At 64.8% G+C, this 12,670-nt stretch carries 11 protein-coding genes; 9 read left to right on the top strand and 2 right to left on the bottom strand.

Features of this window, described 5'->3' with window-relative positions; translation table 11 throughout:
• Positions 1–125: 125 nt before the first annotated feature.
• The 7 genes from CH289_RS07125 to CH289_RS07095 all read left to right on the top strand — a co-directional run bounded on the left by CH289_RS07125 (position 126) and on the right by CH289_RS07095 (position 6,763).
• Complete coding sequence (locus CH289_RS07125; RefSeq protein WP_019666902.1) at positions 126–656, top strand: DUF6764 family protein; 531 nt, start codon at positions 126–128, stop codon at positions 654–656.
• 16 nt (positions 657–672) lie between these two features.
• Entirely contained in the window at positions 673–1,344 is a 672-nt protein-coding gene (locus CH289_RS07120; protein WP_094654974.1) for an HdeD family acid-resistance protein, read from the top strand.
• A gap of 133 nt (positions 1,345–1,477) precedes the next feature.
• Complete coding sequence (locus tag CH289_RS07115; protein WP_020112410.1) at positions 1,478–2,368, top strand: L,D-transpeptidase; 891 nt, start codon at positions 1,478–1,480, stop codon at positions 2,366–2,368.
• A 112-nt stretch (positions 2,369–2,480) separates the two neighbouring features.
• Complete coding sequence (locus CH289_RS07110; RefSeq protein ID WP_019666899.1) at positions 2,481–3,389, top strand: carbohydrate ABC transporter permease; 909 nt, start codon at positions 2,481–2,483, stop codon at positions 3,387–3,389.
• The gene (locus tag CH289_RS07105; protein ID WP_094626590.1) at positions 3,386–4,273 is read left to right on the top strand and encodes a carbohydrate ABC transporter permease; all 888 of its coding nucleotides are present in this window, start codon (positions 3,386–3,388) and stop codon (positions 4,271–4,273) included. Before CH289_RS07110 ends, CH289_RS07105 begins: the two co-directional genes overlap by 4 nt.
• Before the next feature lie 31 nt (positions 4,274–4,304).
• Complete coding sequence (locus tag CH289_RS07100; protein WP_019666897.1) at positions 4,305–5,624, top strand: ABC transporter substrate-binding protein; 1,320 nt, start codon at positions 4,305–4,307, stop codon at positions 5,622–5,624.
• Positions 5,624–6,763: an ABC transporter ATP-binding protein gene (locus CH289_RS07095; protein WP_094727635.1), complete on the top strand. Its 1,140-nt coding sequence runs from the start codon at positions 5,624–5,626 to the stop codon at positions 6,761–6,763. Before CH289_RS07100 ends, CH289_RS07095 begins: the two co-directional genes overlap by 1 nt.
• Here CH289_RS07095 and CH289_RS07090 read toward each other — a convergent pair.
• Together CH289_RS07090 and CH289_RS07085 are read right to left on the bottom strand one after the other, a co-directional pair.
• Positions 6,741–8,051 carry a cytochrome P450 gene (locus CH289_RS07090; RefSeq protein WP_037184036.1) on the bottom strand — a complete coding sequence of 437 codons (1,311 nt, stop codon included), beginning with the start codon at positions 8,049–8,051 and terminating at the stop codon, positions 6,741–6,743. The genes CH289_RS07095 and CH289_RS07090 overlap by 23 nt on opposite strands.
• Positions 8,052–8,145: 94 nt before the next feature.
• Entirely contained in the window at positions 8,146–10,125 is a 1,980-nt protein-coding gene (locus CH289_RS07085; RefSeq protein WP_371828337.1) for a M13 family metallopeptidase, read from the bottom strand.
• 61 nt (positions 10,126–10,186) lie between these two features.
• Here CH289_RS07085 and CH289_RS07080 point away from each other — a divergent pair, with 61 nt between their 5' ends.
• Together CH289_RS07080 and CH289_RS07075 are read left to right on the top strand one after the other, a co-directional pair.
• Positions 10,187–11,071, top strand: a complete 885-nt coding sequence (locus CH289_RS07080; protein WP_033189765.1) for an ABC transporter ATP-binding protein — start codon at positions 10,187–10,189, stop codon at positions 11,069–11,071.
• On the top strand, positions 11,068–12,657 hold the full coding sequence (locus CH289_RS07075) for an ABC transporter permease (RefSeq protein ID WP_094727634.1): 1,590 nt from the start codon (positions 11,068–11,070) through the stop codon (positions 12,655–12,657). Before CH289_RS07080 ends, CH289_RS07075 begins: the two co-directional genes overlap by 4 nt.
• The last annotated feature ends 13 nt before the right edge of the window (positions 12,658–12,670 follow it).

Raw genomic sequence — 12,670 nt, 5'->3', positions numbered from 1 at the left:
GCATTGTGTGAGCCGCCGGTGGCTCGACGGAGAACTGACGGGTCGGATAGACCCGCTAGATGGTCCCCCGTAGTGGCACAATCCAAACATACGATCTCCGATCACGCTCACAGAAAGGTGCTCCGGTGGCAGGGTTCGGCGGATACGGGCGATATCGATCGACAGCGCTGCTCACGGGCTGCGTACTCGCTGGAGCAGCGGTGGCTCTCGTGTCGCCGTCGCACGCGTCGGCCGCCGAGTTGTCGTGCACAGCGCGGCCCGGCGTCGACACCGTCGTCGTGGACGGCACCGCTGCGTGCGGATCGACCGTCGACGAGTTCTCCCGCGCTCTCGCACACGCACTCGACGCAGTGTCCTTCGCCCGCGCCGACGCGGGCGGATCCGCGCTGTCCGTCGCCCGGTCCGGTGGGGTGGCCGCCGCGGAAACGACGGCGGGCACCGTCGGCGCCGTGTCGATCGGCGGGGACTCCGTGTCGATCGTCTCTCCCGATCCAGGCGCTCTCGCGTTTGCGTTGTCGCTGACGAGGGGACAGACGTTCGTCGGAACAGTTGCCGAAGGCGTCAGCTGCCAGGCGGGCGCCGGATTCGCCGTCAACCTCAGCACCGGCCAAATCTGTGTTTCCGACGGGTCCACCACCTGGACCTCGATGCCGTGAGGCGTCGACAACCGCTATTTACTGCGATGAACGAGGGAGAACCGACGTGACCACCGAGCCTTCGGGACGCTACGAATTCTCTGAACGCGACGGGGCCGATGCGTTGCTGAGGATCGGCAAGGACCTGTGGTGGGCGGTGCTGCTCAGGGGCATCGTCGCCGTGATCTTCGGCATCGTGGCCCTCGTGTGGCCCGGCGTCACCGTCTGGGCACTCGTCGTCGTCTTCGGTGCCTACGCGATCGTCGACGGCATCTCCGCGATCATCCGAGCCGTCCAGTCGCGCCGCGTCGAATCCGGATGGGTGTGGTGGCTGCTCGGCGGCGTCGTCTCGCTCGTCGCCGGAATCGTGGCGTTCGTCTGGCCGGGCATCACCGCACTCGCCGCTGTTTTCGTCATCGGTATCTGGGCGATCATGGGTGGAATTCTCGAAATAGCCGGATCCATCCGCCTGCGAAAGGTCGCAGGCACATCGCCGGGCGCATCTCACTGGGGAATGCTTCTGTTCGCCGGCATCGTCGAGCTCCTGTTCGGCCTCGTACTGGTGTTCTCCCCGGTCAGCGGCATTCTGAGCATTGTGTGGTTGATCGGCGTATTCGCGGTACTGTTCGGCGTCCTGTTCGTCGTATCTGCATTTCAAGTACGGTCGGCGGCGAAGAAAGCGGGACTCCTCGGTCAGCCTGCAGAATGACCGTGCAGTCACCGCGACGATTGGCACTCGGTGGTACGGGTGTGTGTTAATTGCGGCGAGGACGTCGCGCGCCGGCACAGCACGGGCGCCCAGCAGAAGCCTGCACAGCACAGAAGGATGGATCGGAATACTCATGGCATTTCGTCGGACTGTCACACGCATCTCTCTGACAGCGGTGATCGCGGCCGTCGGTGCGGCCACCCTGGTATCGCCCGCCACCGCAGCGCCGTTGTGGCCCGGCGGCCCCGAAATCCCCGGCGTCGGATCATCCGATCAGGTTCTTCCTGTTGTTCCTGAACCGCAGATCCAGCGCCTCGCGCCCGCCAACTTCTCCGATCCGTCGATCACGCCCAATGGCGAGGTCGTCGGAGTCGCGCAGCCCATCGCCATTCGGTTCAACGAGGCCATTGCGGACCGCGGCGCCGCCGAGGCCGCCATTCGGGTCACCACGAGCCCATCCGTCGACGGGCACTTCTACTGGATCAACGACACCCAGGTGCGGTGGTTGCCCAACGAGTTCTACCCGGCGCACACCCAGGTGACCGTCGAGGCCGGCGGTTCACGCGCGGACTTCTCCACCGGCGACTCGGTGATCACCACGGCCGACGACGCCACCAAGACCATCACCGTCACCCGCAACGGTGAGGTCGTCAGGACCATGCCCACCTCGTTCGGCAAGCCCGGTCACGAGACACCGAACGGCACCTACATCGTCGGCGAACGTGTCCGCGAGATGTACATGGACTCCTCGACCTACGGAGTGCCGGTGGATTCCCCCGAGGGATACCGCACCTACGTCGAGTACGCCACACGTATCTCGTACAGCGGCATCTTCGTCCACGCAGCGCCGTGGTCGGTGGATTCCCAGGGCTACGAGAACGTCAGCCACGGCTGCCTCAACGTCAGCACCGAGGACGGCAAGTGGTTCTTCGAGAACTCGCAGAAGGGTGACCCCGTCGTCGTCACCGGTACGGCAGGCGGCACCCTCAGTGGCTCCGACGGCCTGGGGGACTGGAACCGCTAGCCCCCCACAGTGGGTTGTTTTCTTTTCGACGACCGACTGAGTTAGGGATTCGTTCACCAACCGTTCTCGGTAGGTGAGCACAGTCCCCGCAGTGAGTACTACAACGGAACGAGTGCTGCCCACAGCACGCCGAAAATCGTTCTTCGGCAGACCGTGGAGTGATTACGCACTCTTCCTGATTCTTCTGGGGCCCAACCTGGCCCTGCTGGTGGTGTTCACCTACCGGCCGCTCGTCGAGAATTTCCAGTTCAGCTTCTACGACTGGAATCTGTCCTCGCCTACGTCGACGTTCATCGGATTCGCGAACTATCGAGAATGGTTCTCGCGGGACGACACGTGGACCATCGTGTCCAACACCGTCATCTTCACCATTGCCGCCGTCGTCGGTTCACTGGTACTCGGCCTGGTGCTGGCCATACTTCTGGACCGAAAGCTACGGGGCCGCAATTTCGTTCGGTCTGCCGTGTTCGCGCCGTTCGTGATCTCCGGCGCGGCGATCGGTATCGCCTTCCAGTTCGTGTTCGACCCCAACTTCGGCCTGGTGCAGGATCTGCTGCAGCGCATCGGATTCTCGTCACCGGACTTCTATCAGGACCCCACGTGGGCACTGTTCATGATCACGGTGACCTACCTGTGGAAGAACCTCGGCTACACCTTCGTCATCTACCTCGCCGCGCTGCAGGGGACACGCAAGGAGTTGATGGAGGCCGCCGAGATCGACCGCGCGTCGAAGTGGACGACGTTTCGCAAAGTTCTGCTGCCGCAACTGCGTCCGACGACGTTCTTCCTGTCCATCACCGTGCTCCTGAACTCGCTGCAGGTCTTCGACATCATCAACGTCATGACCCGAGGTGGGCCGCTCGGCAACGGCACCACGACGATGGTCTTCCAGGTGTACGAGGAGACTTTCCGCAACTTCCGAGCGGGTTACGGTGCGACGGTCGCGACGATCATGTTCGTGATCCTCCTGATCGTCACGCTCGTGCAGGTTCGCATCATGGATCGAGACGATCAGCGATGACCGTGACATCGAAACCCGACACCTCCCAGGCGCCTCGTAGTGCACCGAAGGATCCGCAGCGGCAGCGCAGCCTGTCGACGGTGTTCGGTTACATTGCAATGGTTCTCGTGCTGTTGATGATCGGGCTACCGCTGTTCTGGATCCTCGTCACCTCGTTCAAGGAACGCGGCGACATCTACGTCCAACCCGTCACCTGGTGGCCGGGTTCCTTCCGGCCGGAGAACTACACCGAGGCGACGACGGAGGTTCCGTTCTTCACGTACCTGCGCAATTCGGTGATCATCACCAGTGTCGTGGCATCGATCAAGTTCGTTCTCGGCGTTCTCAGTGCATACGGCTTGGTGTTCCTGCGATTCCCTGGCAAGAACATCGTGTTCCTGGTGATCATCGCCGCCCTCATGGTGCCCAATCAGATCACCGTCATCTCCAACTACTCGCTGATCTCCGAGTTGGGATGGCGAAACACATTCCAGGGCATCATCGTTCCCCTTGCCGGCGTCGCCTTCGGGACCTTCCTGATGCGCAATCACTTTCTGTCGCTGCCCGCCGAGATCATCGAAGCGGCACGAATGGACGGAGCAGGCCCTTTCCGGCTGCTGTTCCGGGTGGTGCTCCCACTGTCCGGACCGACCATGGTGGCGTTCGCGATCATCACGATCGTGAACGAGTGGAACGAGTACCTCTGGCCGTTCCTGATGTCCGACGATTCGTCCGTCGCACCGCTACCGGTGGGCCTGACGCTTCTGCAGAACAGTGAGGGATACACGAACTGGGGCGCAGTGATGGCGGCGACCATCCTGACCATCCTTCCGATTCTCGTCGTTTTCCTTGCCCTGCAACGCCACATGATCAAAGGCCTCACCTCCGGTGCGGTCAAAGGTTGATTCGCTCTACCTCTTCAGGAGAAAGAAACACATGGCCAACATCAATCGCCGCGGATTCCTCACGCTCACCGGTGCAGCGGCTGCTGCCGCCGCCCTGGCTGCGTGCAGCAGCCCGGGAACCAGCTCGTCCGGATCCGAAGGTTCGGGCGACGCGAACACCATCAACTTCTGGTCCAGCCACCCCGGCAAGTCGCAGGAGTTCGAGCGCGAGCTCATCTCCCGCTTCCAGGCCGAGAACCCCGGTCTGACGGTCAATCTCATCGATGGTGGCAAGAACTACGAGGAAGTGGCGCAGAAGTTCAACGCCTCGCTGTCCGGCAACGACGTCCCCGACGTGGTGGTCCTCTCCGACGTGTGGTGGTTCAACTTCGCGCTCACCGGCGCCATCGAGCCGCTCGATCAGCACTTCTCCGCCGCGGGTGTGGATTCCAGCGACTACGTCGATTCCCTTCTTGCGGACTACAACTGGAACGGCAACCACTGGGCGCTGCCGTACGCACGCTCGACCCCGCTGTTCTACTACAACAAGGATGTCTGGGCGCAGGCGGGACTTCCGGATCGCGGACCGGCCAGCTGGCAGGAATTCGACGAGTGGGGCCCGCGCATCCAAGCCGTCGTCGGGGGTGGCAAGCTGGCCCACGGCTGGGGCAATGCGGTGGACTACCTGGGGTGGACATTCGAGGGCCCCATCTGGACGTTCGGCGGTGCGTACTCCGACGGCTTCACCCTGAAGTTCGACGACCCCAACACCATCGCCGCCGGCCAGTTCCTCAAGGACATGATCCACACCAAGAAGTACGCGGCCGTCTCCAACGACATCGCCAACGACTTCGGTGCGGGAATCATCGCGTCGACGATCGCGTCCACCGGCGACCTGTCCGGCATCACCCAGAACGCGGCGTTCGACTTCGGCACGGCATTCCTGCCTGCAGCCGACGGACAACCGGGCTGCCCGACGGGTGGAGCCGGCCTCGCCATCCCGTCGAAGATCTCGGAGGAGCGCAAGGTCAATGCGCTGAAGTTCATCGACTTCTTCACCAATGCAGCGAGTACGTCGTACTTCTCGCAGAACACCGGGTACATGCCGGTCCGTAAGTCCGCGCAGGAGGATCCGAGCGAGATCGAGTTCCTCGCCGCCAACCCGAACGCCAAGACGGCCGTCGACCAGCTCGCTCGGACGCGGTCGCAGGACTACGCACGTGTCTTCGTTCCCGGTGGTGACAAGATCATCGGTACGGGCCTCGAGCAGATCGCACTGCAGAATGCCGATGTCGCAACGACGTTCGCTGGTGTTCAGGATCAGCTGCAGCAGATCATCGACCGCCAGATCACCCCGAACCTCCCGTCGTAATGGCAGGGGTTCACTACGCGGGCGTATCGCACCGCTACCCGGGGGCGGACACGCTGGCCGTCGACTCGCTCGAACTCGATATCGCCGACGGTGAATTCATTGTTCTCGTCGGCCCGTCGGGGTGCGGCAAATCGACGAGCCTGCGGATGCTGGCCGGTCTGGAATCGGTCGAGAGCGGCCACATCGACATCGGCGGCGTCGACGTCACGTCGCTCGCTCCTCGTGAGCGGGACGTGGCGATGGTGTTCCAGAACTACGCGCTGTACCCCAACATGACCGTCGGGGACAACATGGGTTTCGCGCTCCGCAACGCGGGAATGAGCAAGGCGGACACAGCTGCTCGTGTGCTCGACGCGGCGAAGATGCTGGAACTCGAGCCCCTGCTGAACCGTAAACCCGGCAAGCTGTCGGGTGGTCAGCGTCAGCGGGTGGCGATGGGCCGTGCGATCGTCCGGCAGCCCAAGGTGTTCTGCATGGACGAGCCGCTGTCCAACCTCGACGCCAAACTGCGCGTCAGTACCCGGGCGCAGATCGCCGGATTGCAGAAGCGGCTCGGCACCACGACGGTGTACGTGACGCACGATCAGGTCGAGGCCATGACGATGGGTGACCGAGTCGCGGTACTGCAGGCAGGCAAGTTGCAGCAGATCGCGTCGCCGCGGGAGCTGTACGACAACCCCGTCAACACGTTCGTCGCGTCGTTCATCGGCTCGCCCGGGATGAACCTGATCGACGCCCCGGTCGTCGACGGCGCCGCCGTTGTCGGCGACGTGCGCATCCCTGCTCCCACGCAGGATCCCCGCGTGACGGTCGGAATCCGGCCGGAATCGTGGAGCTTGCGGGAACGATCATCGGCGCAGTCGTGGAGCTTGCGGGAACGATCATCGGCGCAGTCGTGGGATCTCGTCGGGAAGGGGGTTGGGGCTGTTGCGGTGGCGGTCGAACTGATCGAGGAGCTGGGCGCCGAGTCGTTCCTGTACGGCGCTCCACCGCTCGGTTCGGACTGGAGCACGCAGTCCGGCCGGGTGTCGGTACGCGTCGACCGCCGGTTGTCCGTCGGGTTGGCTGAGACCGTTCGGCTCGTCCCGAAGCTCGACGAGGTGTTCTTCTTCTCCGCTACGACGGGTGATCGGCTGTAGCGGGCTGCCCCAGATCCACCGGCAGCGACGCCCAGCCGTGCAGGACTCGGGTGTCGCGGCGAATTCCCTCACCTGCCAGCCGCAGGTGAGGGAATTTGTCGAAGAGGGTCTTCAGGCCGACTTCGGTTTCCGCCTTCGCCAAGGACGCGCCGAGGCAGTAGTGCCTGCCGCCGGAGAACGACAGATGCTTACCTGCGTTGGCTCGGGTGACGTCGAAGCGGTACGGGTCGTCGAAGACATCGGGGTCGCGGTTGGCGCCGGCCAGGACCAGAATCACCAGCGACCCTTCGGAGATGGGGACGCCTTCGATCGTCACGTCGTGCCGTGCCATGCGGGCGGTGAGCTGCACCGGGGATTCCAGCCGGAGCATCTCGTCGACGGCCGTCGGCCAGTGCGACGGGTCGTTGCGCAGAATCTCGAGTTGGTCCGGGTTGTCGAGCAGGAGCCGGATCCCGCTGCCGAGTAGGTTCACGGTCGTTTCGAAGCCCGCTGCGAGTACGAGGCCTGCCGTTGCCCGCAGTTCTTCGTCGTCGAGTCCGACGCCGTCCTCCTCGGCCCTGATCAGCTGGCTCATCAGGTCGTCGCCGGGGTTGCGGCGCAGTTCCGCGAGGTGCCCGGCAAGCCAGGCGTCGAACTGCGCCAGGCCGTCCTCGACGCGGTTGAACTGCTCCCAGGACAACCCGATGTCCAGGCTCGGGGCGGCCATCTCCCCGAATTCGAGCACCCGTTGCCGGTCCTCGTCGGGGACTCCGAGGATGGTGCTGATGACGGCGACGGGCAGCTGCGCGCAGTACTCGTGCACGATGTCCACCTGTGGACCTGCCGCGGCGAGCTCGGTGAGCAGACTGTCGGCCTTCTCCTGCACCATCTCTCGCATACGGGCGACCGCACGAGGGGTGAACACCGAGGTCACGAGCTTTCGGTACCGGGTGTGCTCGGGCGGTTCGACCGACAACAGGGAGGGCGGTTTCAGCGGATGAAGAGCCTTGGACCTGGTTCGCTTCTCGATCCACCGAAGCGGACTCGGCAGGCTGGCGCCGATCTCGGTGACTCGGAGATCGTCCGAGCGCAGCAGGTCGTGGACCACGCGGTGGGTGACCGTGATGTTGGAGATTCGCGTCTTGACGAGGGGACCGGTGGCGCGAATCTTCTCGAACACCTGCCGCGGATTCGCGCGGGTCTCCGGATCGACAACCAGCTTGGCCTGCAGGTCACCGGCCTTGGCGGCCTTCTTGGCCCCGTACCGCACGAGACCGTGTGCTGCGATCCACCTGATTCTGTTCTTCACGTCGTCCCCCTCCGTTGTGAGTGGAAATGTAGGCCAGGGGGCAGGAGCGGAGCCTGCGGAGCGACCCGAAGGCACTACATTTCCACTCACGTGGTTACCAGATCCTGACCCGCTCCTGTGGATCCAAGTACAACGCATCGCCCGGCTTCACATCGAACGCTTCGTGAAAACTGTCCAGATTGCGCACTACGCCGTTGCAGCGGAACTCGGGCGGCGAGTGCGGATCGACCGCAAGCCTGCGAATCGCCTCCTCGTCGCGTGCCTTCGTTCGCCATACCTGCGACCAGCCGAAGAACACTCGCTGCAGACCGGTCAGCCCGTCGAGCACCGGAGCGTCCTTGCCGTCCAGCGCGATCTTGTACGCGGCGACAGCGATGGACAGGCCACCGAGGTCGCCGATGTTCTCACCGATCGTGAACTCGCCGTTGACCTTGTGGCCGGGGAGCGCTTTCGGTTCGAACTGGTTGTACTGGTCGATCAGTGCGGTGGTGCGCTTGCCGAATTCGGTTCTGTCCGAATCGGTCCACCAGTCCACGAGGTTGCCGTCGCCGTCGTACTTGGCGCCCTGGTCGTCGAAACCGTGGCCGATCTCGTGGCCGATGACGGCTCCGATTCCACCGTAGTTCGCGGCGTCGTCGGCACCGGAGTCGAAGAACGGGGGCTGGAGAATCGCTGCGGGAAAGACGATTTCGTTGAGGCCGGGGTTGTAGTACGCGTTCACGGTCTGCGGCGTCATGAACCACTCGTCGCGATCCACCTCGCCGCCGAGCTTGTCCAGATCACGTTGGTATTCGGCGACGTATCCGCGTCGGTAGTTGCCCACCAGGTCGCTCGCGTCGATCTCCACGGCGGAGTAGTCGCGCCAGCGATCCGGGTACCCGATCTTCGGGGTGAACTTCTCGAGCTTGTCCAGTGCCTTCTGCCTGGTCTCCGGGCTCATCCACTCGAGATCGGTGATGTTGCGACGGTAGGCCTCACGCAGATTCGCGACGAGAACCTCCATGCGCGCCTTGGCATCCGCGGGGAAGTGACGCTCGACGTAGAGCTTGCCGACGGACTCGCCGAGCAGGTCCTGCACCAGCGAGACACCGCGCTTCCAGCGCTCCCGGTTCTCCTCGGTGCCGCTCAGCTTCTTTCCGTAGAACGCGAAGTTCTCGTCGACCAGCGCGGCAGTCAGGTACGGCGCACGGCCGTGCACGATGCGCCAGGCGAGCCACGCTTTCCAGTCCTCGATGTCCTCGGACACCCACAGTCCGGTGAACGTGGACAGGAACGGAGGCTGCCGCACGACGATCTCGGCGAACTGCTCCGTGGTACCGCCGAGTCCGGAAATCCATGCGGTCCAGTTGAATCCGGGTTCGTTCTTCACGAGAGTGTCGAAGTCGACCAGGTTGTAGCTCTTCTCCGCGTCACGACGCGCGACGACGTCCCAGTGGCCCGCGGCGAGCTTCTTCTCGAGGTCGACGACCTTCCGGGCGTCGTAGGAGAGCCCGGCGATCGAGAACATCTTCTCGATGTGCGCGACGTAGGCGTCGCGGATGTCGGCGTACCCCTCCTCGCGGTAGTACGACTCGTCGGGCAGACCGATGCCGGACTGCGAGAAATGCACGAGGTATCGGGAGGAATCCTTGGCGTCGGTGTCGACGTAGTGGCCGATGGCGCCGCCGATCCCGGTGCGCTGCAACGAACCGAGTACCTCGGCGAGGGTGACCAGGTCACCCGCATCGGCGACGGCAGCGAGCTCGTCGGCGATGGGCGTCAGGCCGGCTTCCTCGACGGCGTCGGCATCGAGGAAACTCGAGTAGAGGTCACCGATCTTCTGTGCGTCGGTTCCGACCGGGGGGTGCGACGCCGCGCTCTCCTGGATGATCGTGCGTACGTCCTCTTCCGCCTTGTCGTACAGCGTCCGAAACGCGCCGTCGACGGCCCGGTCCGCAGGAATGGCGTACTCGTCCAGCCATTTGCCGTTGACGTGAACGAACAGATCGTCCTGCGCGCGAGTGCCCGCGTCCGTGTAGCTGAGGTCGATACCAGAGTTCGCCTGTCCAGAATCCACAACTGTCATGCATTCCATCTTTACACTCATCGCCAGAAAGTGGCCTTCGAGTCGTGACTGCAGAGGCAGGAGCTCGTCCATGGTGGTGCACGTCAGGGAACTGCGGAAGACCTTCGGCGCGTCGCTCGCCCTGGCGGGCCTGGATCTGAGTGTCGAGCAGGGCGAAGTGCACGGCTTTCTCGGACCGAACGGTGCGGGAAAATCGACCACCATCCGCGTGTTGCTGGGGCTCGTTCGTGCCACCTCCGGGGAGGTGTCGGTGTTCGGGAAGGACCCCTGGGCCGACTCGGTGGAGTTGCATCGCCGCCTGGCATACGTTCCGGGGGACGTCACGCTGTGGCCGTCGTTGACCGGTGGTGAGGTGATCGACGTCCTCGCGCGGATGCGCGGTGGCCTCGATCCACGGCGACGTGCGGACCTGCTGGAGCGGTTCTCGCTCGATCCGACGAAGAAGACCCGCACGTACTCCAAGGGAAACCGCCAGAAGGTCGCGCTCGTCTCGGCGTTCTCGTCGAACGCAGAACTGCTTCTGCTCGACGAGCCCACATCCGGTCTGGACCCGCTCATGGAGCAGGTCTTCGCCGAATGCGTCGCCGACGCGTCGGCCCGCGGCGCGACGGTGCTGCTGTCCTCGCACATCCTGTCGGAGGTCGAGAAGCTGTGCGAGCGAGTGACGATCATCCGTGAGGGCAGAACGGTCGACACGGGATCGCTGAAGGACATGAGGCATCTGACGCACACGACGGTCACCGTCGTCGTCGAGACCCTGCCCGATGCTGGTCTGCCCAATGCCGGTGTGCCCGGGGTGATCGAGGTCGACAGGCACCGCCTGACCTGCCGGGTGCCGTCCGCTGAACTGCCGGAGTTGATGACGAGGCTGGCTGCGCTGGGGATCACCAGCATCGTCAGCTCGCCGCCCACGCTGGAGGACCTGTTCCTGAAGTACTACGCGGCGCAGTCGTGAACGGGACGGCGGCGCTGCTCCGGTTGTTCGCCCGACGCGACCGGGTGATCCTGCCGCTGTGGGTGCTGGCCATCGGCTTGGTGCCGTTGCTCTACGCCGTCAGTTTCGAAGGCCTCTACCCGACGGCGGCAGATCGGCAGGCGTTCTACGAGGCAACCGCACACACACCCGCCGAGCTGGCGTTGGTCGGACCGATCTTCGGCGACGATCTGGGCGCGCTGGTGACCTGGCGCTCCGGAATTCTGTTGACGCTCGTCCCTCTCGCAGCGCTGCTGACGGTCGTCCGGCACACCCGGGCGGAAGAAGACACAGGCCGCACCGAGCTGGTGGGTTCGACGGCGATCGGCCGACGCGCCGGGCTGTGCGCGGCGATGGCCTTGGCGACGACGGGTGTGGTGCTGACGGCGGCGATCGCCGCGACAGCGCTCGCGGCCTCGGGATTCCCGGTGGGCGGCAGCGTCGCGTTCGGGCTGTCGATCGCCGCGGTGGGCGTCGTGTTCGTCGGGGTCGCTGCCGTTGCCGCGCAGGTCGGGTCCAACGCGCGTGCGGCGCGCGGTTACGCGATCTCGGTGCTGGCGGCGGCGTTCGTGCTGCGGGCCGTCGGTGATGCGGGAGCATCAGGAACTTCAGGGTCTTCCGGGACGCTGTCGTGGCTGTCGCCGATCGGGTGGTCGTCACAGCTACGACCGTTCGCCGACGAACGGTGGTGGGTACTGGTGCTTCCAGCTGCAGCGGCGACGGTCGCAGCCGGGCTCGCGTTCGCGCTGGCACTTCGGCGTGACCTGGGCGCCGGTCTGGTGGCGGTGCGCGACGGCAAGCCGTCAACGTCGATGCAGGGTGTGTTCGGCTTGGCGTGGCGCGCGCAACGCGGCACCCTGCTGGCGTGGACCGTCGGACTCGCGGTGATCGCGGCCGTGCTGGGCAGTGCCGCGGACAGCGTGCAGGGCCAGCTGGGTGAAAGCGCGGCAATCGGCGACGCGCTGAGCAAGTTCGGTGGGTCCTCTCTGGTCGACTCGTTCCTGGCGACGGCCCTGAGCATCCTCGGAATCGGTGCGGCGGCCATGTCCATCTCGTCGGTGTTGCGCGTGCACGCCGACGAGGAGTCGTCGATCGCGGAGGTGGTACTGGCCGGGAGTGTCGGGCGCACTCGGTGGCTGGTGAGCACACTCGTGTTCGCGCTCGGTGGCCCGGCCGTCGCGATGACGGTCGTCGGCTTCGCGGCAGGGGTTCCGTACGGGATGTCGGTGGGCGACGTCCGGTCGGTGCTGCCGGGAGTGCTCGCCGGGGCGGTGAGCCAACTGCCCGCAGTGTGGGTCCTGACGGCGTCGGGCATCGTTCTGTTCGGGTTCGTCCCTCGGTTCTCGGCGGCCGTCTGGGGTCTGTTGGCTGTGTTCGTGATGCTGGGGCAGGTGGGAACGGTGGTCGGTCTTCCCCAGCTGGTGCTCGATCTGTCTCCGTTCACGCACCTGCCGCATCTTCCCGGCGGTGCCGTCGAGGTGGTGCCACTGGTGTGGCTCGTTGCCGTGTCGGCAGTCGGCCTCGTGGCCGGGGTCGTCGCCTTCGAGCACCGCGATCTTCGTGGTTGAGCCCGAGCGGTTA

It is taken from the genome of Rhodococcus sp. RS1C4 (assembly GCF_002258225.1).
GTDB lineage: Bacteria > Actinomycetota > Actinomycetes > Mycobacteriales > Mycobacteriaceae > Rhodococcoides > Rhodococcoides fascians_E.
Note: the sequence above shows the minus strand (reverse complement) of the source record. Positions and strands in the feature narration are given on the sequence as shown.

Bases quoted from the DNA above. Each gene is read 5' to 3' on its own strand.
- CH289_RS07115 (WP_020112410.1), top strand. From the start codon at position 1,478: ATGGCATTTCGTCGGACTGTCACACGCATCTCTCTGACAGCGGTGATC.
- CH289_RS07095 (WP_094727635.1), top strand. From the start codon at position 5,624: ATGGCAGGGGTTCACTACGCGGGCGTATCGCACCGCTACCCGGGGGCG.
- CH289_RS07105 (WP_094626590.1), top strand. From the start codon at position 3,386: ATGACCGTGACATCGAAACCCGACACCTCCCAGGCGCCTCGTAGTGCA.
- CH289_RS07080 (WP_033189765.1), top strand. From the start codon at position 10,187: ATGGTGGTGCACGTCAGGGAACTGCGGAAGACCTTCGGCGCGTCGCTC.
- CH289_RS07085 (WP_371828337.1), bottom strand. From the start codon at position 10,125: ATGGAATGCATGACAGTTGTGGATTCTGGACAGGCGAACTCTGGTATC.
- CH289_RS07100 (WP_019666897.1), top strand. From the start codon at position 4,305: ATGGCCAACATCAATCGCCGCGGATTCCTCACGCTCACCGGTGCAGCG.